This is a genomic window from Empedobacter sp. UBA5924 (genome assembly GCF_002431085.1).
Taxonomy (GTDB): domain Bacteria; phylum Bacteroidota; class Bacteroidia; order Flavobacteriales; family Weeksellaceae; genus Empedobacter; species Empedobacter falsenii_B.
On the sequence record NZ_DJDM01000007.1, the window covers coordinates 72,317 to 97,365 of the forward strand.

Here is a 25,049-nt window from a genome sequence, read left to right on the forward strand (position 1 = left end):
ATAGAAATTTATTACTTTTGGAGGAAAGTCATAAAAAAACAAAAAAACTCAAAAAAATGGATTTCTTAGAAAATGAAAATTTATCATTAATCGCGCAATCGGCAAGAGATTTTGCAAAACAATACATTCAACCGAATATAATGGAGTGGGATGAAGCTCAAACTTTTCCAGTTGAAGTTTTCAAAGAACTTGGAAAAATGGGATTCATGGGAATCGTTGTTCCAGAAGAATATGGAGGAAGTGGTTTGTCATATGATGAATATGTATCAATTGTAGATGAAATTTCACAAGTTGATCCTTCTATTGGTTTGTCTGTAGCGGCACATAATTCACTTTGTACAAATCATATTTTAGAATTCGGTAACGAAGAACAAAAACAACGTTGGTTACCAAAATTAGCAACAGCAGAATGGATTGGTGCTTGGGGATTAACAGAGCACAACACAGGATCTGATGCAGGAGGAATGTCTACAACAGCTGTAAAAGATGGAGATGAATGGGTGATTAACGGAGCAAAAAACTTTATTACACATGCAATTTCTGGTGATGTTGCGGTTGTGATGACAAGAACAGGAGAGAAAGGAGCTAAAAATAACGCGACAGCTTTTGTAATAGAAAAAGGAACGCCAGGTTTTACATCGGGTAAAAAAGAAAATAAATTAGGAATGCGTGCTTCGGAAACGGCAGAGTTAATCTTCGATAACGTACGTGTTTCGGATGCAAATCGTTTAGGAAATGTTGGTGATGGTTTCAAGCAAGCACTTAAGATTTTAGATGGTGGTCGTATCTCGATTGCAGCTTTATCTTTAGGAATCGCGAAAGGAGCATACAAAGCAGCATTGAAATATGCACAAGAGCGTCATCAATTTGGAACTGCAATTGCAAATTTCCAAGCAATTAACTTTAAATTGGCTGAAATGATTACAGAAATCGAAGCTTCAGAATTATTAATTCGTAAAGCATCTTATTTAAAAAATCATAAAAAACCAATGACGACAGAAGGTGCAATGGCAAAATATTATGCATCGGAAGCGTGTGTTAAAATCTCGAATGAAGCAGTTCAAATATTTGGTGGATACGGATATACAAAAGATTTTCCAGTAGAGAAATTCTACCGTGATTCTAAGTTGTGTACAATCGGTGAAGGAACAACTGAGATCCAAAAATTAGTGATTGGAAGAAATATTTTGAAAGATTAATACAAAACGATTTGTTTAATTACTAAAGAGTTGTATATTTGCCATCTCAAAAAGAAATAGATAAAATTATGTTGATTATACCAGTAAAAGACGGAGAGTCAATCGAAAGAGCTCTAAAAAAATACAAAAGAAAATTTGATAAAACAGGTGTTGTACGTCAGTTAAGAGCACGTCAACAATTTACAAAACCTTCTGTTACAAATAGAATTAAGATGAGTAGAGCAATCTACAAACAAGCCTTAATCGAAAAGGAGGAAGCATAAATTGCCGTTTTAAACGATATAAAGAAATTAATTTCTGTTGACCTATTTATTAAAGTTGTAACTTTGATGAATAGGTTTTTTTATGGAATTTATTCAACTATTCTTAGATTATTTAGCGCTCGAGAAAAACTATTCTACGCTAACAATTACTAGCTACAAAAGAGATTTGGACGATTTTGTTGAGTTCTATCAACAAGAAGAAAATTCGTCAGAAATACAACTTGCAACAAAAAATCATATTCGTGCATTTGTGATGCATTTATCAGAATTAGAAAAGTCTGAGAAAACAGTTAATCGCAAATTAAGCGCTTTACGAACGTTTTATAAATATTTGGTCAAAGAAAATCATCTTTCCATTAATCCAATCGAGCAAATTCATTCACTTAAACAAAATAAACAAGTTTTAGTACCTTTTACAGAAGCAGAATTGAATGATTTGTTGAATAATGATGAATTTTTCCCTGACACATTCGAAGGTTTACGTGATCGATTAATGATTGATGTAATGTATCAAACAGGAATTCGACGTGCCGAATTAATTGGTTTGAAAGAAAATGATATCGATCCGAATACACTTTCTATAAAAGTTCTTGGAAAAAGAAATAAAGAACGCATAATTCCTATTTCTACCTTTCTGTTAGAGGATTTGGCGAATTATAACACTAGAAAACATAACGAAATTACTTTACAATGTACGAATGTTTTTGTAACAGAAAAAGGAAAACCTTTGTACGATAATCTTGTTTATTCGAAAGTAAAATACTATCTTAGTCTTATAAGTGTAAAACATAAAAAAAGTCCTCATATGTTGAGGCATTCATTTGCGACTCATATGTTAGATTCAGGAGCAGATCTGAATGCAGTAAAAGATATTTTAGGGCATTCAAGTTTGTCATCGACTCAAATTTATACACATGGGAGTATAGAAAATTTAAAAAAAGTGTTTAACAAAGCTCACCCGCGTGAGAACAAAAAAGAGTAATTATGACAATTAACTTTCAAGCAGTAAACTTCAATACTAAACCAGGTTTAGAGGAGTATTTAGAGAAAAAATTAGAAAAATTAGAAACTTTGTCAGACAAAATCATTGCAGCGAATGTTTCTTTTAAATTAGAGAATACTGCAGAAAAAAATAACAAGACAGTTGATATTAAGTTAGAAGTACCAGGAGATGATATTGTTGTAAGTAAAACAGGACAATCTTTTGAAGAATGTATTGATTTAGCGGTAGATACATTAAAAAAATTAATTATCAGAAAAAAAGAAAAAATTAGCGAAAGATAAAAAATAGGGAATTGACTAAAAAAAGAACCTAAAAATTTGGTTAATTCAAAAAACAACGTAAATTTGCAGTCCGTTAAACAAACATATTTAACGGACTGTTCTTTTAAATAACGCTTTTAAAAACAAAAATGCCGATGTAGCTCAGCTGGCTAGAGCAGCTGATTTGTAATCAGCAGGTCGTGGGTTCGAGTCCCTCTATCGGCTCAAGGTTTTTAGAAGAACAAAAAAATAAGGCGGGGAGATACTCAAGCGGCCAACGAGGACGGACTGTAAATCCGTTGGGTAACCTTCGCAGGTTCGAATCCTGCTCTCCCCACAAACTTAATTTTTAAAATTTTTTGTGGTTTAGGATTTAATCTTTAAATTTGCAAAGCTTTTTAGAAGTGAATGCGGGAATAGCTCAATTGGTAGAGCGTCAGCCTTCCAAGCTGAATGTTGCGGGTTCGAGTCCCGTTTCCCGCTCAAATTCTGGTTCGTCCAGTATAGTTAATCTTTTAAGTAGTTGTTGAAACTCATTTAAACCAAGGTTAACGCGAGTCAAAAATTAATATCTTTATATAAATCAAAAAGTGTACTTTTACACTTGAAAATAATTTAAAGTTATTTTTTTAATTTAAGTATAACAATAGAAATTAATAAAAAGTAAAATGGCAAAGGAAACTTTCAACCGTAATAAGCCGCACTTAAATATTGGTACTATTGGTCACGTTGACCACGGTAAAACAACTTTGACTGCAGCGATTACTAAAGTATTAGCTGATGCTGGTTATTCAGAAGCAAAAGCTTTCGATCAAATCGATAATGCTCCAGAAGAAAAAGAGCGTGGTATTACAATTAATACATCTCACGTAGAGTATGAAACTGCTAACCGTCACTACGCACACGTTGACTGTCCAGGTCACGCGGATTACGTAAAAAACATGGTTACAGGAGCTGCTCAAATGGATGGTGGTATCTTAGTAGTAGCTGCTACTGATGGTCCAATGCCTCAAACTCGTGAGCACATCTTATTATGTCGCCAAGTAAACGTTCCTCGTATCGTTGTTTTCTTAAACAAAGTTGATATGGTTGACGATGCTGAGTTATTAGAGTTAGTAGAAATGGAAGTAAGAGATTTATTATCTTCTTACGAATATGACGGAGATAACACTCCAGTTATCCAAGGATCTGCTTTAGGTGCATTAAACGGTGAGCCTCAATGGGTTGAAACTGTATTAAACTTAATGAACAATGTTGATGAGTGGATTGAGCAACCAGTTCGTGATCAAGATAAACCATTCTTAATGCCAGTAGAGGATGTATTCTCTATTACAGGTCGTGGTACTGTTGCTACAGGACGTATCGAGGCTGGTGTAATTAACTCTGGGGATCCAGTTGACATCGTTGGTATGGGAGAAGAAAAATTAACTTCTACTGTAACAGGTGTTGAAATGTTCCGTAAAATCTTAGATAGAGGTGAAGCTGGTGATAACGTAGGTTTATTATTACGTGGTGTTGATAAAACTGACATCCGTCGTGGTATGGTTATCGCAAAACAAGGATCTGTTAAACCACACAAAAAATTCAAAGCTGAGGTTTATATCTTAACTAAAGAAGAAGGTGGTCGTCACACTCCATTCCATAACCGTTACCGTCCACAGTTCTACGTACGTACAACTGACGTAACAGGGGAAATCAACTTACCAGAAGGAGTTGAGATGGTTTTACCAGGAGATAACTTAACTATTACAGTTGAATTATTACAACCAATCGCATTAAACGAAGGTTTACGTTTCGCAATCCGTGAAGGTGGACGTACAGTTGGTGCTGGTCAGGTAACTGAAATTTTAGACTAATTAGTCAAAATATAATATAGAAGATGTGGTAATCTTCAATGATTACCACTCTTTTTATCTACGGGCATAGTTCAATGGTAGAATAGCGGTCTCCAAAACCGTTGATCAGGGTTCGAATCCTTGTGCCCGTGCTAAATGAAAACGATATGAAAGTCGTACAATATTTTAAAGATTCCTTTGTAGAATTTAAAGATCATGTTACATGGCCATCATTCTCAGATCTACAAAGAGACACAATTATTGTTGCAATAGCTACAGTTTTGTTAGCTATATTTTTATATGCGGTAGATACATTATTCACACAAGTGCTTAACTTTATCTACGGCGCTTTTTAGTTTGTAAAATATCCCGTTTAGTAATTAGAATCATGAGTGAAAAGAAATGGTATGTAATCAAGACTGTAGCTGGACAAGAGCTGAAAGTTAAGGATTATATTGAAAGAGAAATTCAGTACCAAAATTTGAATGATTATGTAGGACAAATTGTTGTTCCTATGGAAAAAGTGATTCAAATCCGTAACGGTAAAAAATATCAAAAGGAAAAAGTACACTTTCCTGGTTACATCATGATAGAAGCCGAACTTGTAGGGGAAATTCCTCACATGGTAAAGAATACATCAGGTGTAATTAGCTTTTTGAGTGCAACGAAAGGAGGTGATCCTGTACCAATGAGACAATCGGAAGTTAACCGAATGTTAGGTAAAGTTGACGAATTAGCAGAAAACGTTGATACAAACTTAGGAATATCTTACATCGTAGGAGAAACTGTAAAAGTAATCGACGGACCATTCAATGGCTTCAACGGAACAGTTGAAAAAATCATTGAAGATAAACGTAAACTTGAAGTGATGGTTTTAATCTTCGGACGTAAAACACCACTAGAGTTAAGTTTTAACCAAGTTGAAAAGATTGCATAATCAATCTATCAACAAATTAAAAGTAGAAATTTAGGCTGCTTCCACATAACGCTTAATTTTAAGAATTAAAAAAATGGCAAAAAAAATTGAAAAAGTTGTAAAACTTCAAGTTAAAGGAGGACAAGCAAATCCTTCGCCACCAGTAGGGCCAGCTTTAGGTGCTGCAGGTGTTAACATCATGGAGTTTTGTAAACAATTTAATGGACGTACACAAGAAAAACAAGGTGCAGTGTTACCAGTTGTTATTACTGTGTATCAAGACAAATCATTCGATTTCGTAATTAAAACTCCACCAGCTGCTATTCAGTTAATGGAAGCTGCGAAATTGAAAAAAGCATCAGGTGTACCAAACCGTCAAAAAGTTGGTACTGTTACTTGGGATCAAGTTAGAGCTATTGCTGAAGACAAATTAGCGGACATGAACTGTTTTACTGTTGAATCTGCTATGAAAATGGTTGCTGGAACTGCACGTTCTATGGGTATAACTGTAAAAGGTGGGCAAGCTCCAGAATAATTAAAACATTTTAGGAAATGGCAAAGTTAACAAAAAGACAAAAAGAAGTATTAGCTAAAGTAGAAAAAAACAAACTTTACTCTATTGATGAAGCATCATCATTAGTAAAGGAAGTTAACTACGCTAAGTTTGATGCTTCTGTAGATATAGCAGTTCGTTTAGGTGTAGATCCTAAGAAAGCTAACCAAATGGTTCGTGGTGTAGTTTCATTACCACACGGAACAGGTAAAGATGTAAAAGTATTAGCATTAGTTACTCCAGACAAAGAAGCAGAAGCTAAAGCAGCAGGTGCAGACTATGTAGGATTAGACGAATACTTACAAAAAATTAAAGAAGGTTGGACAGATGTTGACGTTATCGTTACTATGCCAGCTGTTATGGGTAAATTAGGACCATTAGGACGTGTTTTAGGACCTCGTGGATTAATGCCTAACCCAAAATCAGGTACTGTAACTTTAGAAGTAGGTAAAGCCGTTTCTGAAGTAAAAGCAGGTAAAATCGACTTCAAAGTAGATCGTTACGGAATCATCCACGCTGCAGTTGGTAAAGTATCTTTCGATGCTGATAAAATTAAAGAAAATGCGAATGAGTTAATTCAAACTTTAATTAAATTAAAACCAACAGCTGCTAAAGGAACATATGTAAAAAGCATCACGCTTTCTACAACTCAATCTGTAGGTGTATCAGTAGATCCAAAAAGTGTAAACGCTTAAAATTAGTAGATTATGGCAATGACAAAACAAGATAAAGCAAATATGATAGATGAATTGCAAGCTGTATTAGCAGAAGCAAAAATCATCTACTTAGCAGATATCGACGGATTAAACGCTGTTAATACTACTGAATTAAGAAGAGCTTGCTTCAAAAGCAATGTATCTTTACGCGTAGTAAAAAACACTTTATTAAAGAAAGCTATGGAGCAAATCGAAGACAAAAACTTCGAAGAGCTTTACGGATCTTTAAAAGGAAATACAGCATTAATGACTGCTGAAGTTGGTAATGCACCAGCTAAAGTAATCGATACTTTCAGAAAAAAATCTGAAAAACCTATTTTAAAAGGAGCTTGGATTGAAGATAATACATTCGTAGGTGATGACAAATTACCACAATTAGTAGCATTGAAATCTCGCGAAGAATTAATCGCAGACATCATCATGTTACTTCAATCTCCAATCAAAACTGTTGTTTCTCAATTAGAGAACAAAGAGGCTGCAAAAGCAGAAGAAGGAGCTTCAGAAGAATAAGACACACTCATATCAAATAAAAGTTTAAAAAACAAAAAGCATTAAAATGGCAGATTTAAAAAAATTAGCTGAAGAGTTAGTAAACTTAACAGTTTTAGAAGTTAATGAATTATCTACAATCTTAAAAGATGAATACGGAATCGAACCAGCTGCTGCTGCTGTAGTTGTTGCTGCAGGTGGAGCAGGTGAAGCTGCTGAAGAGCAATCAGAATTCGACGTAATCTTAAAAGAAGCAGGTGCATCTAAATTAGCAGTTGTTAAATTAGTTAAAGAATTAACTGGAAAAGGATTAAAAGAAGCTAAAGATTTAGTAGATTCAACTCCAGCAACAGTTAAAGAAGCAGTTTCTAAAGACGAAGCTGAAGCTTTAAAGAAACAGCTAGAAGAAGCTGGTGCAGTAGTAGAATTGAAGTAATTTTTATTACTCAAAAATATAGGTTTGGACCTAACACAGGACGTGTTAGGTCTAAACCTTTTTACGCATAAAGTCATTATATAAACCAAAATTCATTCGAAATTGGCCACTAAAGCAACATTAAGCAACTCGACTGAGAAAAAAGAAAGATTGAACTTCTCTTCTGCAAAAGCAGTCGCTCAGTTCCCAGATTTCCTTGACATTCAGATCAAATCGTTTGAAGATTTTTTCCAGTTGGAAACAAGACCTGACCAACGAAAAAATGAAGGTCTTTACCGAACATTTGCTGAGAATTTTCCAATTACGGATACTCGCAATCAGTTTGTTTTAGAATTCTTAGATTATTTCGTAGATCCACCACGTTACACAATTGATGAGTGTATCGAAAGAGGATTAACGTACAGCGTACCATTGAAAGCTCGTCTTAAATTGTACTGTACGGACGAAGAACACGAAGATTTCGAAACTGTAGTGCAAGACGTATACTTAGGAACAATTCCTTATATGTCTCCTTCAGGATCATTCATTATTAATGGTGCAGAGCGTGTTATTGTATCTCAATTACACCGTTCTCCTGGGGTATTCTTCGGACAATCTTTCCACGCGAATGGTACAAAATTGTACTCATCTCGTATCATTCCTTTCAAAGGATCTTGGATTGAGTTCGCAACAGACATCAACAGCGTAATGTACGCTTACATCGATCGTAAGAAAAAGTTACCATTAACTACCTTATTACGTGCTATCGGATACGAAAGAGATAAAGATATCTTAGAAATTTTCGACTTAGCAGAAGAAGTAAAAGTTAATAAAGCTAATTTAAAGAAAGTTGTAGGTCGTAAACTTGCTGCACGTGTATTAAATACATGGCACGAGGATTTCGTAGATGAAGATACAGGAGAAGTTGTATCTATCGAGCGTAATGAAATTATCTTAGACCGTGAAACAATCTTAGAGAAAGATCACATCGATCAAATCGTAGATTCTGGTGTTAAGACGATTTTATTACACAAAGAAGACATCAATTCTGCTGATTATGGAATTATCCATAATACTTTACAAAAAGACCCTACTAATACTGAAAAAGAGGCAGTAGAGTATATCTATAGACAATTACGTAACGCTGAGCCACCAGATGAGGAAACAGCAAGAGGAATTATTGACAAATTATTCTTCTCTGATCAACGTTATTCATTAGGTGAAGTAGGTCGTTACAGATTAAATAAAAAATTAGGCTTAAGCATTAGCGAGGACGTACAAGTATTGACTCGTGAAGATATCATTTCGATTATTAAATACTTAATCGAATTAATCAACTCTAAAGCAGAGGTGGATGATATCGACCACTTATCTAACCGTCGTGTAAGAACGGTAGGTGAGCAAATGGCTAGCCAATTCGGAGTAGGTTTAGCTCGTATGGCTAGAACTATCCGTGAAAGAATGAATGTTCGTGACAACGAGGTGTTTACACCAATCGATTTGATTAATGCTAAAACATTATCATCTGTTATCAACTCATTCTTCGGAACGAACCAGTTATCTCAGTTCATGGACCAAACAAATCCATTATCAGAGATTACACACAAACGTCGTTTATCAGCATTAGGACCTGGAGGTTTATCAAGAGAAAGAGCGGGATTCGAGGTACGTGACGTACACCACACTCATTACGGACGTTTATGTCCAATTGAAACTCCTGAGGGACCAAACATTGGTTTGATTTCGTCATTATGTGTATTCGCTAAAGTTAATAACTTAGGGTTCATCGAAACACCGTACAGAAAAGTAGAAGATGGAAAAGTGGACGTCGAATCAGCACCAATCTATTTAACTGCGGAAGAGGAGGAATCAAAAGTAATTGCTCAAGCCAATATCGACATGACAGACGATGGTACTATTGCTACTGAACGTGTAACTGCTCGTGAAGATGGGGATTTCCCTGTTGTAACGCCAGCAGAAGTTGATTTAATTGACGTTGCACCTAACCAGATTGCATCTATCTCAGCATCATTAATTCCTTTCTTGGAGCATGATGACGCCAACCGTGCGTTAATGGGATCGAACATGATGCGTCAGGCAGTTCCATTATTAAAACCTCAAGCACCAATTGTAGGTACTGGATTAGAAAAACAAGTTGCAAAAGATTCAAGAATCTTAGTAAATGCAGAACGTGAAGGTACAGTAACTTATGTTGATGCTGACATTATAACAATTAAATATGATCGCTCAGAAGACGAAGAATTAGTAAGCTTCGATACTGCTGAGAAAACATATAATTTAACAAAATTCAGAAAAACGAATCAAGGAACTACAATTACGTTGAAACCAATTGTAAAAGTTGGTGATCGTGTAGAGAAAGGACAAGTTTTATCTGAAGGTTATGCAACAGAAGGAGGAGAATTAGCAATTGGTCGTAACATGGTTGTTGCCTTTATGCCTTGGCAAGGATACAACTTCGAGGATGCCATTGTAATCTCTGAGAAAGCTGTTCGCGAAGACTGGTTTACATCTATCCACATCGATGAGTATTCATTAGATGTACGTGATACAAAATTAGGTATGGAAGAATTAACTTCAGACATTCCTAACGTTTCGGAAGAGGCTACAAAAGACTTAGACGAAAACGGTATGATCCGTATTGGAGCAGAAGTAAAACCTGGTGATATCTTGATTGGTAAGATTACTCCAAAAGGAGAATCTGATCCAACTCCAGAAGAAAAATTATTACGTGCGATCTTTGGTGACAAAGCAGGTGATGTAAAAGATGCTTCTCTTAAAGCCTCTCCATCATTACGTGGTGTTGTTATCGACAAAAAATTATTCTCACGTAGTATTAAGGATAAACGTAAACGTTCTCAAGACAAAGCTATTATTGATAGTGTAGAAGCTGAGTACGACGTTAAATTCAACGAATTAAGAGAGATTTTATTAGAGAAATTATACGTTTTATTAAACGGAAAAACTTCTCAAGGTATTTACAACGACTTGAACGAAGAAGTAATCAAGAAAGGTGTAAAATACACACAAAAAATCTTATCTAATGTTGAAGATTTCTTAAATTTAACTGGAGCAGAGTCTCTTTGGACAACAGACGAGGATAAGAACGAATTAGTAAAAGAATTGTTACATAATTACAAAATTAAGTACAATGATTTACAAGGAGCACTTAACCGCGAAAGATTTACAATCTCTGTTGGAGACGAGTTACCTGCAGGTATCGTTAAATTAGCAAAAATCTACATTGCGAAAAAACGTAAACTAAGAGTAGGGGATAAAATGGCAGGACGTCACGGTAACAAAGGTATTGTTGCACGTATCGTTCGCGACGAAGATATGCCTTTCTTAGAAGACGGAACGCCAGTAAATATCGTACTTAATCCACTTGGGGTACCATCTCGTATGAATATCGGTCAGATTTATGAAACGGTATTAGGATGGGCTGGACTTAAAATGGGTCAAAAATTTGCTACACCTATCTTCGATGGTGCTGAAATCGCTGATATCGATCGCATCACAGAAGAAGCAGGTATTCCAAAACACGGTACAACATATTTATATGACGGTAATACTGGAGAACGTTTTGATCAAAAAGCTACTGTAGGGGTGATTTACATGTTGAAATTAGGACACATGGTTGACGACAAAATGCACGCGCGTTCTATCGGACCATACTCATTAATTACTCAACAACCATTAGGAGGTAAAGCACAATTCGGTGGACAACGTTTCGGAGAGATGGAGGTTTGGGCATTAGAAGCATTCGGTGCATCTAATATCTTACGCGAAATCTTAACAGTTAAGTCGGATGACGTAATTGGACGTGCGAAAACTTACGAAGCAATCGTAAAAGGAGAGCCAATGCCAGAACCTGGTATTCCAGAATCATTTAACGTATTGTTACATGAATTACAAGGTCTTGGATTAGACATAAACTTGGAAGAATAATAGGGCAACCTATTATTCTACCTTTTTCGTTATAATAATATAATTGTTAGATACATTTCTATATGTCAACAAAAAATAAAACAAGTCAATTCTCAAAAATCCGTATCGGGTTAGCTTCTCCAGAATCGATTCTTCAAGAATCTAAAGGTGAAGTTTTAAAACCTGAAACGATTAACTATAGAACGCACAAACCAGAGCGTGACGGGTTATTCTGTGAGCGTATCTTTGGACCTGTAAAAGATTACGAATGTGCCTGCGGAAAATATAAAAGAATCCGTTATAAAGGTATCGTTTGTGACCGCTGTGGGGTTGAAGTTACTGAAAAGAAAGTTCGTCGTGAGCGTATTGGACACATCAATCTTGTTGTGCCAATTGCACATATTTGGTATTTCCGTTCATTACCAAACAAAATTGGTTACATCTTAGGATTACCATCTAAGAAATTAGACATGGTAATTTACTATGAAAGATATGTAGTGATTCAACCAGGTATCGCAAAAGGACCAGAAGGTGAAGAATTAAATAGATTAGATTTCTTATCAGAAGAAGAGTATTTAGATATCTTAGAAACTCTTCCAATCGAGAATCAATATCTAGAAGATACAGATCCTAATAAATTCGTTGCGAAAATGGGTGCTGAAGCATTAGAAGACCTATTATCTCGTATCAATTTAGATGAGTTATCTTACGAATTAAGACACAAAGCACACAACGAAACTTCTAAACAACGTCGTACAGAAGCGTTAAAACGTTTACAAGTTGTTGAGTCGTTACGTGAGTCAAATATGCACCACGTAAACCGTCCAGAATGGATGGTAATGCGCGTTATTCCGGTTATTCCACCAGAATTACGTCCGTTAGTTCCATTAGATGGTGGTCGTTTTGCAACATCAGATTTAAATGATTTATATCGTCGTGTAATTATCCGTAACAATCGTTTGAAACGATTAATGGAAATCAAAGCGCCAGAAGTAATCTTACGTAATGAAAAACGTATGTTACAAGAAGCGGTTGATTCATTATTTGATAACACGCGTAAAGCATCTGCTGTAAAAGCTGATGGTAACCGTCCGTTAAAATCATTATCTGATTCATTAAAAGGTAAACAAGGTCGTTTCCGTCAAAACTTATTAGGTAAACGTGTAGATTATTCTGCTCGTTCTGTAATTGTTGTTGGACCAACACTTAAATTACACGAATGTGGTTTACCAAAAGATATGGCAGCTGAATTATACAAACCATTCGTAGTTCGTAAATTAATCGAGCGTGGAATTGTAAAAACAGTTAAATCGGCTAAGAAAATTATCGATAGAAAAGAGCCAGTTGTTTGGGATATTTTAGAAAATGTAATCAAAGGTCATCCAGTTTTATTAAACCGTGCCCCTACGTTACACCGTTTAGGTATCCAAGCATTCCAACCGAAATTAATCGAAGGTAAAGCAATTCGTTTACACCCATTAGTGTGTACTGCCTTCAATGCCGATTTCGATGGTGACCAGATGGCTGTTCACTTACCATTAGGACCAGAAGCTGTTTTAGAAGCACAATTATTAATGTTGGCTTCTCAAAATATTTTGAATCCTGCAAATGGTTCTCCAATTACTGTACCTTCTCAGGATATGGTTTTAGGTCTTTACTACATGACGAAAATTCGTCGTACAGACCACCAATTTACAGTAAAAGGAGAAGGATTAACTTTCTATTCAGATGAAGAAGTTCAAATTGCATACAACGAAGGAGCTGTTGACTTAAACGCGCCAATTCGTGTAAAAGGAACAATTCGTGTAGGAGAGGAGTTGATAGAAAATCAATTAATCGAAACTTCTGTAGGACGTGTGTTATTCAACCAAATCGTTCCGAAACAAGTAGGTTATATTAATGAAGTATTAACGAAAAAATCGTTACGTACAATTATTAATAAAATTATCAAGATTACAGATTTCCCTACAACGGCTGCTTTCTTAGATGATATGAAACAATTAGGATACCGTAATGCCTTCGAGGGTGGTTTATCATTCTCATTAGGAGATATCTTAATCCCAGAACAAAAGAAAGACCTTATCTCAGGTGCGATCAACCAAGTTGAGAACATTAAGATGAACTATAACATGGGTCTTATTACAAATAACGAACGTTACAACCAAGTTATTGATGTTTGGACAACAACAAACGCGACATTAACAGAAATTGTAATGAAACGTATGACAGAAGATCAACAAGGATTTAACTCTGTATTCATGATGCTTGATTCTGGAGCACGTGGATCTAAAGAGCAAATTCGTCAGTTATCAGGTATGCGTGGATTGATGGCTAAACCTCAAAAAGCTGGTTCTACTGGTGGGGATATCATCGAAAACCCAATTATCTCTAACTTCCGTGAAGGTCTGTCTATCTTAGAGTACTTTATTTCTTCGCACGGTGCGCGTAAAGGTCTTGCCGATACTGCCTTAAAAACTGCCGATGCTGGATACTTGACTCGTCGTTTAGTTGACGTTGCGCAAGACGTTATCGTAATGCACGAAGATTGTGGTACATTAAGAGGTTTAGAAGTATCTGCACTTAAGAAAAAAGAAGAAATCATCGAAAGTTTATCTTCTCGTGTATTAGGTCGTACTTCATTAAATGATATTTACAACCCAGATAATGGTGAATTAATCATTTCTGCTGGTAACATTATTACAGAAGATATTGGTGATGCCTTAGAAGCAGCTGGTATTGAAAATGTAGAAGTTCGTTCTCCATTAACATGTGAAGCAAAAACTGGAATTTGTGCTAAATGTTACGGACGCAACTTAGCTACAGGTAAAGGTGTTCAGAAAGGTGAATCAGTTGGTGTAGTTGCTGCGCAATCTATTGGTGAGCCTGGTACACAGTTAACATTACGTACTTTCCACGTTGGGGGTACTGCGGGTAACGTTTCTGAGCAAAATACAATTAATGCTAAAGTTGATGGTACAATTGAGTTTGATGACTTACGTACTGTTGAATCGACAGATGATGCAGGTAACAAAGTAGATACAGTTGTTTCTCGTTCTACAGAGATGAAAGTAATTGACGATTTAGGAAACGTTCGTCAACAAACTAACATCGCTTATGGTACTATCTTATCTGTTAAAAACGGAGCTAAAGTTCAAAAAGGTCAAGAGATTGCAAGTTGGGACCCTTATAACGGGGTAATCATCGCAGAATCTACTGGTAAAATCGAATACGAACAATTAGAGCAAGGGGTAACTTTCCAAATTGAAATCGATGAGCAAACAGGATTCCAAGAAAAAGTTATTTCTGAATCACGTAATAAAAAATTAGTTCCAGCGTTAAGAGTTATCACGATTGATGGTGAAGAAAAAACATATAACTTACCAGTAGGTGCACACTTAATGGTAAATGATGGTGAAAAAATTAATGCAGGTAAAATCTTAGTTAAGATTCCTCGTAAGTCAGCTAAATCTGGCGATATTACAGGAGGTTTACCTCGTATTACAGAGTTGTTAGAGGCTCGTAATCCATCTAATCCAGCAGTTGTTTGTGAAATGGATGGAGTTGTTTCTTTTGGTAAAATAAAACGTGGTAACCGTGAAATCATCGTTGAATCTAAAAATGGTGAAATCCGTCGTTACTTAGTTAAATTATCAGCACAGATCTTAGTTCAAGAAAATGACTTCGTACGTGCAGGTGAGCCTTTATCAGATGGAGCAATTACACCAGAAGATATTTTAAGAATCTTAGGGCCAACAGCGGTTCAAGAATACTTAGTAAACGAGATTCAAGATGTATACCGTTTACAAGGGGTAAAAATTGATGACAAACACTTCGAAATTATCGTACGTCAAATGTTACGTAAAGTTCGTATTGTAGACTCAGGAGATTCAAGATTCTTAGAAGATAGTTTAGAGCACAAAGACGATTTCATGCAAGAAAACGATCGTTTATTTGGAATGAAAGTCGTAGAAGATGCTGGTGATTCTGACACATTAAGTCCAGGACAAATCATCACAGTTCGCGAATTACGTGACGAAAACTCTAAATTAAAACGTGAAGACAAAAACTTAGTGACAGCTCGTGAGGCTTTACCTGCAACAGCAGAAGCCGTTTTACAAGGTATTACAAGAGCATCTTTACAAACTAAATCTTTCATGTCTGCGGCATCGTTCCAGGAAACTACAAAAGTTCTTAACGAAGCAGCTGTAGCTGGTAAAGTAGACGGTTTAGTAGGATTAAAAGAAAACGTTATTGTTGGACACTTAATTCCTGCCGGAACTGGATTAAAAGAGTATCAAAACATCATCGTAGGATCTAACCGTGAATACGAGGAATTAATAAACGCAAAACAAGAATTATAATGTCAGAAAATCAACAAAACGAAGGATTAAACATTGAGTTAAACGAATTAGTAGCTCAAGGTGTTTATGCTACAGGAGCAATCATCAACCACTCACCATCTGAGTTCGTTGTAGATTTCGTTCAATTTTTACCAGGTGCTAGACCATCAGTAAAATCAAGAATTATTTTGTCTCCATTACAAGCAAAACAATTATCTCAATCGTTAGCAGAAAACGTAACTAACTTTGAGAAAAGCTTTGGTGAAATCAAAGAACCTCAAGTAAACAACGGTACTGCAACTTACGAAGCTTAAGAATCATTCTTAATATTTCAAAAAGTCCCTCAATCTTAGATTGGGGGATTTTTTTATGCAATCAAAACTATCAAATCATTAAAAATAATCTTATAAATGTTAGATCAATTATTAAATTGATAATTATTTATGATATTAATGCGAATAATTTAAAAATAAAATACATTAATCTTTTTAACAGTATTTTTTTGAATCGAAAAAATGTTTAGATTTGTATTTAGCAAATAACACAAGAATGTCTGACTATAAATTAATTCTACCTTCTATGGGAGAAGGTGTAATGGAAGCTACTGTAACAAATTGGATCAAAAATATTGGCGATTCGATTAGTGAAGATGAATCGGTTGTAGAAATCGCAACAGATAAAGTAGATTCTGATGTTCCTTCGCCAGTTGCAGGAGTTTTAAAAGAAATCTTAGTTCCAGTAGACAAAATTGCAAAAGTAGGTGAGCCTATCGCAATTTTGTCTGTTGATAGAGTTGTAGAACAAGCTGATTCGGTAGAAGAAGTAGATACAAATAGCGATCAGGAAATTGCTGATGCAGCAAAATCTATCGAAGCTGAAGTTGCAACAATCAAAACTGAAACGCTTATTACTTCGTCAGATGATAAATTTTATTCTCCTTTAGTAAAATCTATTGCGAAAGAAGAAGGTGTTTCTCAGGCTGAGTTAGATCAAATTTTAGGTTCAGGAAAAGACGGACGTGTAACGAAAGATGATATTTTGGATTTCGTTAAAAATAGAGGAAATCAACCAGCGAAAACAGTTGTTACGACTTCTGTTGCTGCACCAGTTGCTCAACCTCAAGCACCGCAAGTGCAATCTGCGCCAATTTCTGTTGGTGAAGGAGACGAAATTATCGAAATGGATAGAATGCGTAAAATTATTGCGCAAAATATGCTACAAGCAAAACAAATTGCTCCTCACGTAACGTCTTTCGTAGAAGTTGATATGACGAATATTGTGTTGTGGAGAGATAAAAATAAAAATGAATTTCAGAAAAAACATGGTGAGAAAATTACCTTCATGCCAATTTTTATCGAAGCTGTAGCAAAAGCAATTCAAGATTTCCCAATGATTAATGCTTCGGTTGTTGGAGATAAAATTATTAAGAAGAAAAATATCAATATTGGAATGGCGGCTGCTTTACCAAGTGGAAATTTAATTGTTCCTGTTATCAAAAATGCAGATCAATTTAATTTAGCGGGGTTAGCTTCTCAGGTTAATGATTTAGCAAATCGTGCGCGTAATAATAAATTGAAACCAGCAGAAATACAGGGAGGAACGTATACAATTACAAATATTGGTTCTTTCGGAAATACATTAGGAACGCCAATTATTCCTCAACCTCAAGTAGCTATTTTGGCTGTTGGTGCAATTGTGAAAAAACCTGCTGTTATCGAAACTCCGCAAGGAGATATGATTGCAATTCGTCATAAAATGTACTTATCTCATGCTTACGATCACCGTGTTGTGGATGGAGCTTTAGGAGGTATGTTTGTAAAACGTGTTGCCGAATATCTAGAGGCTTTCGATATGAATACGCCTGTGTAAGAGTAAAATAATACTAGATATAAAAAATCCAACTAATTTTAGTTGGATTTTTTTCGTTTAAATTTATAAGTAAGCATTACACCGCCTTTGTAAAGCAGCCACTCCCCACTTTTATTAAATGATTGCGCAGAATCATATCGTCCCAAATTAGGAGAATCTTCTTTATAATATCCTTTGTAATTTCCTTGAGAGTGTCCTCCACCAACAAAAACATCTAATCCCCAATGTTCGTTAATTTTTACTTGATAACCTATTGTAGCTCCTGTTAAGATTGCTACTCCACGTTGATATTTATCAGTGTTCCAATAATTCCATTTTTGAATATCAAAGAAACCAACTCCAATGTTTGGACCTATATAAAATTTACTAAAAGATTTATCAAAGTAATATCTACCTTCACCAAAAGCCATATACATTTGTAAATGATTACCTGCAAATGATTTCCAAGGAGAGATAAAACCGTCAGCTTGTAAAGTTATTCTATCTGTGATTGCATGTTCAACACCAAGATTTACCATTGCAAGTGGCATTGTTAACGCATTAACTTTTATTTGTGTTTCTCCTTTTTGAGCAAAGATTGTGGCGGGAAATAACAACCAAATTAATTTATTCATTCGTAATTTTTATCAGTTTGCGAAGCTAAGGTAAAAAAAAAGGTTTATTTAGATATTAATTCAAGCTTTTTTATAACTTTACTTAACATTTAATATATTATGGCACCAATCATATCAATCCTAATAATATTTTTGATTTTCGGAATTTTTGTTTCGATATTCTTTGTTATTGCCGTATCTGATGCGAAAGTCAGAGAGAAAAATGAACAACATACGCTGAAAAGTTTACCAGATCAGGTAGATCTAAAGGCTGTTGTACGTTATAATATTGGGCGTCCGCAAGGTAGATTTCTTAAAATGAAATCTTTTCAAGGAAGTGGTGTGTTGTATGCGCAAGGAGAACAATTAATCTTCAAAGATATTTTGGGTAATGAAGATCATATTTTTGATTTGAAAACATGCAAATTATCTTGGGTTGAGAACAAAATAAATGGGATTACAAATGCTTTTAAAGTAGCAGATCACGAAGCTATCATCTTCTTTTATATTGATAAAGGTGTCTTTATTTTTAATGCAATTGAAGAAAATGCGTCGACTTCAGATTTATATATTCGTTTGAAAGAATTGCGTAAAAGTATTAGAAATGCTAAAAAAGCTGAGTCGGCAAGTGAATAGTTAATCCAGCTCGGAAACCGCTCATATCTTTAAAATCCTTATTTTCTCTAAACTCGAAAGAATAGCCAGCATTTAACTCTACAATGCTCAAAACTGCGATACCAGCTTTTGGAGTAATTGTCCACGGAGAAACTTCAGTACGGATAACATAAAAAGCAGAGTTAAAGTTAGAGCTATATGGATCACCAGTATTGTTGCGAAAATTGAACATATATCCAGCTCCAACTTCTGGAATTACACGAAATTTGTCTTTCATATAACCCAAATTAGCATTGGCGCTAAACGTCAAAATATTGTTATTATCTTGTACTAAGAACAAATCTGTTCCAACTTTTCCGTAATTTCCGTTCCAATATTCATAACCAAGATTAATTGTAAAATAATCGGATAAATTTTGTTGTGCTTTCGCTTGAAAACTAATGATAAAAACAAAGATTGCGATGAACTTTTTCATGTGATAAAATTAATGAATTATTTAGCTTTCTCCCAAAAAATAAATTTTCATCATCATTAATGATTTTTTATTTCAAATTGAGAGGTATATTTACTCCAATTGAAAATTGAAAACCTTTGATAGGTTTAAAACTATCTTTTTTATTAATCTTAAAACCATATCCAAAACCAAAATCTACAAAAGAAGCTAATGAAATACCAGCTTTTGGAGTAATTGTATAAGGTGTAAATTCACTTTCTACAAATGGAAAAATATACATCAACTGGCTCGCGGCAACATATCCTGTAATGCCAACTTCAGGAATTACGTGAAAATTATCTCGCATATATCCCATATTAGCATTTGAGTCTAATTTAAAATCAACCATATTATCACCTAAGCCGAAAAGAAAAAATAAACCTGCTTTACCAAAGTTTCCAGATTGATTAGAGTAGCTTAAGGTTGGTCCCCATAGAACTTCTTGTTAATAAGAAAAAGAACTAAACAAAAGAAAGAGTGAAAGAATAATTTTTTTAATAAATATGGGATAGTTTTTCGTTAAACAAATATAATGTAAATATAAATAGCTACAACTTATCTTGTTGTAGCTATTTATAATGATTTATTAAAATTTAAAATCGACTCAAAATTTTAATCCATCGTGAATCCTTTTGTATAGATTCGTCCGTAATAATCTGCAAATTTAATTGATACGCGACCTTTATAATTTTTTAATATTTTTTCGATATCGTCTTGTGAACTTACATTTTTATCATTGATCGATAAGATAATAAATTCTTCTTGAACACCTGCTGCAGCTAATTTTCCTGAATTATCAAGATGTTTTACCATCACACCATAATTAATTCCGAAACTATCTTTTTGACGTTCTGTTAATGGCTCAAATTCTGCTCCAAGAACTTCAGTTGGCGTTAAGTCAGATTTGCTTCTCACTTTAGTGCTTCCTTTAGCATCTTTCAATGTAATGTTGTATGTTTTCTCAGAGTTTCCACGTCTTACAGTAAGTGCAACATTGTCACCAGGACGTTTGCTACCTACGATGAACGATAACGAAGAGAAAGATGTAATTGGTTTTCCATCTACAGCTGTAATGATGTCTCCTTCTTCGATTCCAGAATCAATTGCAGATCCTTTAGCAACCAATTCAGTTACCATTACTCCATTATCGGTTTTAATATTTTTCTTGAATTGCTTGTTGTATTGTTTTACAGCATCTTCATTCGATAAATCAAAACCTTTGATACCTAAATATCCACGTTGTACAATTCCGTACGATTTGATATCCTCCACAACTTTTTTCACCAAGTTTGCAGGGACAGCAAATCCGTAACCAGAATAAGCTCCTGTTGGTGAAGAAATAGCTGTATTAATACCAATTAAATCTCCGTTTGCATTTACCAAAGCACCACCAGAGTTTCCTGGATTAATCGCTGCATCGGTTTGAATAAACGACTCGATTGGTGATTCAGAATTTTTACCTAAAATATTAATGCTACGACCTTTTGCCGAAACAATACCTGCTGTAACAGTAGATGTCAATCCAAATGGATTACCAACTGCTAACACCCAATCTCCAACATTAATCGCATCAGAATCGACAAATTTTGTGAATGGTAAACCTTTTTCGCTAATTTTCAATAAGGCAATATCTGTACTTGGATCAGTACCAACTAATTCGGCAATATAACTTTTTTGATTATTCAAAGTCACTTCAATTTTAGAAGCACCTTGTATCACGTGATTATTTGTAACAATGTAACCATCTTGTGAAATAATTACACCAGAACCCATTCCAGATGGTTGATCTTGATCTGGTTGCTGTTGTCTTCCTCTTTGTTGTTGTTCTGGTTGCCCGAAAAAGAAATCAAAAGGATCAAAGAATTGCTGTTGTTGTTGCTGTCTTTGATTCGAATAATTTTTGATACTCACAACTGTATGTACAGCTTTATTAGATGCTTGCACAAAGTTTGGCGCATCGTAATTGTAATTTCCTTTATAATCTACAAATTCAAAGTCTCCATTTTTCTGATTACTTGCATTTGTAATAAATGGATTACTTCCATTTTCGTTCATCAAATAAAAACCTCCCATAGTTGTCATAGAGCTCACTAATCCAACTAATAAGTATCCTGTATATTTTTTCATCTTTAATTATATAAGTTTTTAATGTTTTTAGATTAAATCAAATTTAAGACCAAAATTTTAACATTTCAAACCGTTTAACGCATGTTAACACTATATTATAAATCTTTTATAACATTAGTTAAGAGTGACAAAAATGTCTTTACTTTGTTTAAAATTTAAGAAGTTGAAATTAAAATTTTATAAATACCAAGGAGCTGGGAATGATTTTGTCATGATTGATGATCGAGAAAAAACGTTTCCAATCTCTACAGAATTGATTAATAGGCTATGTGATCGTAATTTTGGGATAGGAGCTGATGGTTTGATTTTGTTACAAAATGATGAAAATTCAGACTTCAGAATGGTGTATTTCAATTCGGATGGAAACGAAAGTACAATGTGCGGAAACGGAGGACGTTGTATTATTCGATTTGCAAATGATTTGGATGTGGCTAATGACAAAATGACATTTAATGCGATTGATGGTTTGCATCATGGTATCGTAGATCAAGAAGTTATTCGTTTACAGATGATTGATGTAAATGAAGTAGAAGATCACGACAAATATTTATTTATGAACACAGGTTCGCCGCATCACGTAGAATTTGTGGAAAATGTAAAAGATGTTAATGTTTATAAAAAAGGAAAAGCGATTCGCAATGGAGCGCCCTATTTTGAGAAAGGTTCTAATGTAAATTTTGTTGAAGTAATGCCAGATAAAAGTCTTACGATACGTACATATGAACGTGGAGTTGAGGACGAAACCTTGGCTTGCGGAACAGGAATTACAGCTGCTGCGATTTCTGCTTATGTTAAAAATTTGGTAGACAAAAAAGATATCAAAGTAAAAGCAATGGGAGGAGATTTATCTGTAAATTTTGAAGAAAATAATCATAACTTTGTCAATGTTTGGTTAAATGGACCAGCAGTAAAAGTTTTTGAAGGTGAAATTGAAATTTAATTCAATCCAATGAAAAAATTAAATTTAGTATTAATATTAATCTGTTCATTCGCATTTGTAGGATGTACATTTATAGACGGTTTCAAAGGAAATGCAACCAAAGATGGTTATATCTATATCTCTCGTGGAGCTAAATTTGAGCAAGTTTTAGATTCTTTAAAACCATTTTTGAAGGATGAAAAATTGTTCAAACAATATGCAGAAGATGCAGATTATCCAGCAACGATAAAATCTGGAAAATATAAAATCTCAAGCTCAGATTCTAACCGCGATATTATTGATCGTTTGCAAGGAGGAGAGCAAGAAGAAGTGAAACTTCGTATCAAAAATGAACCAACAATTTACCATTTGGCGGGATCAGTTTCCAAACAAATTGATATGGATTCTATCGAAGTTTTGACAGCTATTCGTGATTTTGTGAAAGAAAAAAACGATACAACGTTAAACGACGAAACGGTAAAGCAATATTTCATTCCAGAAACGTATTTCGTGTATTGGGGATTAACACCAGAAAAATTTGTTGATAAAATGGTAGCGCAACACGACAAAGTATGGAATGCAGAACGTTTAGCAAAAGCAAAAGCGCTTAACATGACACCTTTACAAGTTACAACATTAGCATCTATTGTTCAATTAGAATCGTCTGATAATATGGATGAACAACAAAAGGTTGCACGAGCATATATGAATCGTTTGGCAAAAGATATGCGTTTAGAAGCCGATCCAACTTCTATTTATGCATATAAAATGGAAAATGGTTGGGATCAAAAAGTGCAACGTGTGTACAAAAAATGGACGTGGTCGTCGAATGCGTACAACACTTATCGTAACAAAGGTTTGCCACCAGCACCAATTTGTTTACCAAATTTAGGAGCAATTGATGCGGTTTTATCACCAGCAAATCACGATTTTATTTTCTTTGTTGCAGATCCTAAAAAACCAGGTTATCACATTTATACCAACGATTATCAGGAACATTTGAAAAATGCTGAGAATTATAGAAATTGGTTAAAAGAGAATAATATTAAATAGTTGTATCTTTAGCTAAACCAATTTTAGCGATGAAACAACCAAATTATACAAAAAGAGAATTCCTAAAACTACTTGGTACAGGTAGTTTAGGGATTTTTTTTATGTCTTTTTATTCGTTTGATGATTTTTTGGATGATGATTTAATAATCTTGACAAAAGATGATGAAAAGTATAATCAATACCGAAAATCATTCAATAAAAGAATTGAGAAATTTCCTAAGATTATAGCAGTTTGTAAATCAGAAACTGGAATAAAAAAAGCAATTGCATTAGCAAACGAAAAGAAACTAAAAATTGCAATTCGAAGTGGAGGGCATAGTTTTGAAGGTTTTTCGAATGTTGATAACGGATTGTTGATTCATCTTGGACTGATGAACAAAATTACGTGGTTGCAAGAGAATAAAGTGAAATTACAACCAGCTTGTTTATTGCAGGAAATTTATGCTAATTTTTTACCTAAGAAAAGAATTATTCCAGCTGGATCATGTGGAACTGTGGCTATTGGTGGTTTGACTTTGGGCGGTGGCTATGGTTTTTTTAGCCGAAAATATGGGTTGACCTGTGATAATCTGCTTCGTGTAAAAATGATCGATTACAAAGGAAATACAATCGACTCTGATAAAGATCCCGATTTACTTTGGGCGTGTAAAGGCGGCGGAAATGGAAATTTTGGCGTTGTAACGGAATTACATTTCAAAACTTATCCAGTCCCACAATCTTTCAGCGGATATCGTATGAAGTTTACAAATCTAACATCAGATAAATTTGTCAAATTAATTCGACTTTGGTTCCAAGCAACGGAAAAATTACCTAAAGAAGCTTTTTCTGCTTTTGTGTTGAATGGAAAGTTTTTGACCATTTTATTTACCAATTTTGCAGTAAATCAAACAGATTTTGAGAAAATATTTTCGAGTTTAATTCCATTATCGAATGATTATAAACCGATGAAAAATAGAAATCTGGCTGCTGCGCTCAAAAATTATTATGGCGTAACAGAGCCGATTTATTTCAAAAATTCTTCTGCTGGTTTGTACACAGGAATTGAAGATATTGAGAAAGGTTTGGAAGATATTTTTGCAAAAGTTGTCGCTTCTAAAGGAATGATTTATCAGATAAATACTTTGGGTGGAAAAATCAATGAAGTCAAAGCTTCAGATTCTGCTTATCCACATCGCGATATTAATTATTTGAGCGAGTTACAAGCGTATTGGGATTTGCCTTCGCAAGAAGAAAAGTTGACAAAATCATTTGAAGAAATACAACAATTATTAAGAAATATTGGGAATATAAAACAATACCGAAATTACCCGGATATTAATTTTCCTGATGCAAATAATGCTTATTTCGGAAATAATTTGGCTCGATTGCAGCAATTAAAAAAGAAATATGATCCAAATAATTTGTTTGATTATCCACAAGTGATTAAATAGTAAAAGCCCTTCTATA

The 25,049-nt window shown here is 34.5% G+C and carries 23 protein-coding genes and 4 tRNA genes; 23 read left to right on the forward strand and 4 right to left on the reverse strand.

Annotated features, from left to right (window positions below):
- Positions 1-56: 56 nt before the first annotated feature.
- The 19 genes from B3792_RS01670 to B3792_RS01760 all read left to right on the forward strand — a co-directional run bounded on the left by B3792_RS01670 (position 57) and on the right by B3792_RS01760 (position 17,803).
- Positions 57-1,199, forward strand: coding sequence for an acyl-CoA dehydrogenase family protein (locus tag B3792_RS01670; protein WP_038331167.1), 1,143 nt, complete (start codon positions 57-59; stop codon positions 1,197-1,199).
- A 68-nt stretch (positions 1,200-1,267) separates the two neighbouring features.
- Positions 1,268-1,462 carry a 30S ribosomal protein S21 gene (rpsU, locus tag B3792_RS01675; protein ID WP_038331168.1) on the forward strand — a complete coding sequence of 65 codons (195 nt, stop codon included), beginning with the start codon at positions 1,268-1,270 and terminating at the stop codon, positions 1,460-1,462.
- A gap of 82 nt (positions 1,463-1,544) precedes the next feature.
- Entirely contained in the window at positions 1,545-2,444 is a 900-nt protein-coding gene (locus B3792_RS01680; RefSeq protein ID WP_125349436.1) for a tyrosine-type recombinase/integrase, read from the forward strand.
- 2 nt (positions 2,445-2,446) lie between these two features.
- Positions 2,447-2,746, forward strand: a complete 300-nt coding sequence (gene hpf, locus B3792_RS01685; protein WP_038331066.1) for a ribosome hibernation-promoting factor, HPF/YfiA family — start codon at positions 2,447-2,449, stop codon at positions 2,744-2,746.
- 130 nt (positions 2,747-2,876) lie between these two features.
- Positions 2,877-2,950 (forward strand) — tRNA-Thr (locus tag B3792_RS01690).
- 31 nt (positions 2,951-2,981) lie between these two features.
- Positions 2,982-3,062 (forward strand) — tRNA-Tyr (locus tag B3792_RS01695).
- Between the two features lie 73 nt (positions 3,063-3,135).
- Positions 3,136-3,208, forward strand: a tRNA-Gly gene (locus B3792_RS01700).
- A gap of 185 nt (positions 3,209-3,393) precedes the next feature.
- A complete protein-coding gene (gene tuf, locus B3792_RS01705; RefSeq protein ID WP_038331067.1) occupies positions 3,394-4,581 on the forward strand; it encodes an elongation factor Tu in 1,188 nt (395 codons plus the stop codon).
- A gap of 60 nt (positions 4,582-4,641) precedes the next feature.
- Positions 4,642-4,712: transfer RNA gene (locus tag B3792_RS01710), tRNA-Trp, on the forward strand.
- A gap of 15 nt (positions 4,713-4,727) precedes the next feature.
- Positions 4,728-4,916: a preprotein translocase subunit SecE gene (gene secE / locus B3792_RS01715; RefSeq protein WP_038331172.1), complete on the forward strand. Its 189-nt coding sequence runs from the start codon at positions 4,728-4,730 to the stop codon at positions 4,914-4,916.
- A 32-nt stretch (positions 4,917-4,948) separates the two neighbouring features.
- On the forward strand, positions 4,949-5,497 hold the full coding sequence (gene nusG, locus B3792_RS01720; RefSeq protein ID WP_219033762.1) for a transcription termination/antitermination protein NusG: 549 nt from the start codon (positions 4,949-4,951) through the stop codon (positions 5,495-5,497).
- A 73-nt stretch (positions 5,498-5,570) separates the two neighbouring features.
- Complete coding sequence (gene rplK, locus B3792_RS01725) at positions 5,571-6,011, forward strand: 50S ribosomal protein L11 (protein WP_038331069.1); 441 nt, start codon at positions 5,571-5,573, stop codon at positions 6,009-6,011.
- A gap of 17 nt (positions 6,012-6,028) precedes the next feature.
- Positions 6,029-6,724, forward strand: a complete 696-nt coding sequence (gene rplA / locus B3792_RS01730; protein WP_038331070.1) for a 50S ribosomal protein L1 — start codon at positions 6,029-6,031, stop codon at positions 6,722-6,724.
- 18 nt (positions 6,725-6,742) lie between these two features.
- Positions 6,743-7,255: a 50S ribosomal protein L10 gene (rplJ, locus tag B3792_RS01735; RefSeq protein WP_125349460.1), complete on the forward strand. Its 513-nt coding sequence runs from the start codon at positions 6,743-6,745 to the stop codon at positions 7,253-7,255.
- Positions 7,256-7,301: 46 nt separating this feature from the next.
- The gene (gene rplL / locus B3792_RS01740) at positions 7,302-7,670 is read left to right on the forward strand and encodes a 50S ribosomal protein L7/L12 (RefSeq protein ID WP_019974307.1); all 369 of its coding nucleotides are present in this window, start codon (positions 7,302-7,304) and stop codon (positions 7,668-7,670) included.
- Positions 7,671-7,772: 102 nt separating this feature from the next.
- Positions 7,773-11,615, forward strand: coding sequence for a DNA-directed RNA polymerase subunit beta (rpoB, locus tag B3792_RS01745; RefSeq protein ID WP_125349434.1), 3,843 nt, complete (start codon positions 7,773-7,775; stop codon positions 11,613-11,615).
- Positions 11,616-11,677: 62 nt separating this feature from the next.
- Entirely contained in the window at positions 11,678-15,955 is a 4,278-nt protein-coding gene (gene rpoC, locus B3792_RS01750) for a DNA-directed RNA polymerase subunit beta' (protein ID WP_291047741.1), read from the forward strand.
- Positions 15,955-16,248: a DUF3467 domain-containing protein gene (locus tag B3792_RS01755; RefSeq protein WP_038331074.1), complete on the forward strand. Its 294-nt coding sequence runs from the start codon at positions 15,955-15,957 to the stop codon at positions 16,246-16,248. Before rpoC ends, B3792_RS01755 begins: the two co-directional genes overlap by 1 nt.
- Positions 16,249-16,483: 235 nt before the next feature.
- A complete protein-coding gene (locus B3792_RS01760) occupies positions 16,484-17,803 on the forward strand; it encodes a dihydrolipoamide acetyltransferase family protein (RefSeq protein WP_291047745.1) in 1,320 nt (439 codons plus the stop codon).
- Positions 17,804-17,841: 38 nt separating this feature from the next.
- Here B3792_RS01760 and B3792_RS01765 read toward each other — a convergent pair whose 3' ends face one another.
- Positions 17,842-18,417, reverse strand: a complete 576-nt coding sequence (locus B3792_RS01765; protein ID WP_291047747.1) for a DUF3575 domain-containing protein — start codon at positions 18,415-18,417, stop codon at positions 17,842-17,844.
- Positions 18,418-18,516: 99 nt separating this feature from the next.
- On the opposite strand from B3792_RS01765, the gene B3792_RS01770 reads away from it, so the two are divergent.
- Entirely contained in the window at positions 18,517-19,032 is a 516-nt protein-coding gene (locus B3792_RS01770; RefSeq protein ID WP_291047749.1) for a hypothetical protein, read from the forward strand.
- Here B3792_RS01770 and B3792_RS01775 read toward each other — a convergent pair.
- The 3 genes from B3792_RS01775 to B3792_RS01785 form a co-directional block, all read right to left on the reverse strand.
- The gene (locus B3792_RS01775) at positions 19,004-19,486 is read right to left on the reverse strand and encodes a hypothetical protein (protein WP_286495068.1); all 483 of its coding nucleotides are present in this window, start codon (positions 19,484-19,486) and stop codon (positions 19,004-19,006) included. The genes B3792_RS01770 and B3792_RS01775 overlap by 29 nt on opposite strands.
- A gap of 67 nt (positions 19,487-19,553) precedes the next feature.
- Complete coding sequence (locus B3792_RS01780) at positions 19,554-19,853, reverse strand: hypothetical protein (protein ID WP_286495066.1); 300 nt, start codon at positions 19,851-19,853, stop codon at positions 19,554-19,556.
- A 263-nt stretch (positions 19,854-20,116) separates the two neighbouring features.
- Positions 20,117-21,631, reverse strand: a complete 1,515-nt coding sequence (locus B3792_RS01785; RefSeq protein ID WP_291068685.1) for a Do family serine endopeptidase — start codon at positions 21,629-21,631, stop codon at positions 20,117-20,119.
- Positions 21,632-21,794: 163 nt separating this feature from the next.
- Between B3792_RS01785 and dapF the strand changes: the two genes are divergently transcribed.
- From dapF to B3792_RS01800, 3 genes are read left to right on the forward strand one after another with little or no spacing between them, the layout of a single operon-like run.
- Complete coding sequence (gene dapF, locus B3792_RS01790) at positions 21,795-22,571, forward strand: diaminopimelate epimerase (RefSeq protein ID WP_125349427.1); 777 nt, start codon at positions 21,795-21,797, stop codon at positions 22,569-22,571.
- A gap of 9 nt (positions 22,572-22,580) precedes the next feature.
- Positions 22,581-23,603 carry an endolytic transglycosylase MltG gene (gene mltG / locus B3792_RS01795; RefSeq protein ID WP_125349426.1) on the forward strand — a complete coding sequence of 341 codons (1,023 nt, stop codon included), beginning with the start codon at positions 22,581-22,583 and terminating at the stop codon, positions 23,601-23,603.
- Between the two features lie 29 nt (positions 23,604-23,632).
- Positions 23,633-25,033, forward strand: coding sequence for an FAD-binding oxidoreductase (locus tag B3792_RS01800; protein ID WP_291068687.1), 1,401 nt, complete (start codon positions 23,633-23,635; stop codon positions 25,031-25,033).
- Positions 25,034-25,049: the final 16 nt, after the last annotated feature.

What these genes read in the sequence shown, in the direction of transcription:
- B3792_RS01775 (WP_286495068.1), bottom strand. Translation starts at nt 19,486, where the DNA reads ATGAAAAAGTTCATCGCAATCTTTGTTTTTATCATTAGTTTTCAAGCG.
- B3792_RS01785 (WP_291068685.1), bottom strand. Translation starts at nt 21,631, where the DNA reads ATGAAAAAATATACAGGATACTTATTAGTTGGATTAGTGAGCTCTATG.
- rpsU (WP_038331168.1), top strand. Translation starts at nt 1,268, where the DNA reads ATGTTGATTATACCAGTAAAAGACGGAGAGTCAATCGAAAGAGCTCTA.
- rplJ (WP_125349460.1), top strand. Translation starts at nt 6,743, where the DNA reads ATGACAAAACAAGATAAAGCAAATATGATAGATGAATTGCAAGCTGTA.
- rplL (WP_019974307.1), top strand. Translation starts at nt 7,302, where the DNA reads ATGGCAGATTTAAAAAAATTAGCTGAAGAGTTAGTAAACTTAACAGTT.
- B3792_RS01755 (WP_038331074.1), top strand. Translation starts at nt 15,955, where the DNA reads ATGTCAGAAAATCAACAAAACGAAGGATTAAACATTGAGTTAAACGAA.
- mltG (WP_125349426.1), top strand. Translation starts at nt 22,581, where the DNA reads ATGAAAAAATTAAATTTAGTATTAATATTAATCTGTTCATTCGCATTT.
- B3792_RS01765 (WP_291047747.1), bottom strand. Translation starts at nt 18,417, where the DNA reads ATGAATAAATTAATTTGGTTGTTATTTCCCGCCACAATCTTTGCTCAA.
- rpoC (WP_291047741.1), top strand. Translation starts at nt 11,678, where the DNA reads ATGTCAACAAAAAATAAAACAAGTCAATTCTCAAAAATCCGTATCGGG.
- B3792_RS01770 (WP_291047749.1), top strand. Translation starts at nt 18,517, where the DNA reads ATGGCACCAATCATATCAATCCTAATAATATTTTTGATTTTCGGAATT.
- B3792_RS01680 (WP_125349436.1), top strand. Translation starts at nt 1,545, where the DNA reads ATGGAATTTATTCAACTATTCTTAGATTATTTAGCGCTCGAGAAAAAC.
- B3792_RS01800 (WP_291068687.1), top strand. Translation starts at nt 23,633, where the DNA reads ATGAAACAACCAAATTATACAAAAAGAGAATTCCTAAAACTACTTGGT.
- nusG (WP_219033762.1), top strand. Translation starts at nt 4,949, where the DNA reads ATGAGTGAAAAGAAATGGTATGTAATCAAGACTGTAGCTGGACAAGAG.
- secE (WP_038331172.1), top strand. Translation starts at nt 4,728, where the DNA reads ATGAAAGTCGTACAATATTTTAAAGATTCCTTTGTAGAATTTAAAGAT.
- B3792_RS01780 (WP_286495066.1), bottom strand. Translation starts at nt 19,853, where the DNA reads ATGGTTGATTTTAAATTAGACTCAAATGCTAATATGGGATATATGCGA.
- B3792_RS01760 (WP_291047745.1), top strand. Translation starts at nt 16,484, where the DNA reads ATGTCTGACTATAAATTAATTCTACCTTCTATGGGAGAAGGTGTAATG.
- rplA (WP_038331070.1), top strand. Translation starts at nt 6,029, where the DNA reads ATGGCAAAGTTAACAAAAAGACAAAAAGAAGTATTAGCTAAAGTAGAA.
- B3792_RS01670 (WP_038331167.1), top strand. Translation starts at nt 57, where the DNA reads ATGGATTTCTTAGAAAATGAAAATTTATCATTAATCGCGCAATCGGCA.
- tuf (WP_038331067.1), top strand. Translation starts at nt 3,394, where the DNA reads ATGGCAAAGGAAACTTTCAACCGTAATAAGCCGCACTTAAATATTGGT.
- hpf (WP_038331066.1), top strand. Translation starts at nt 2,447, where the DNA reads ATGACAATTAACTTTCAAGCAGTAAACTTCAATACTAAACCAGGTTTA.
- rplK (WP_038331069.1), top strand. Translation starts at nt 5,571, where the DNA reads ATGGCAAAAAAAATTGAAAAAGTTGTAAAACTTCAAGTTAAAGGAGGA.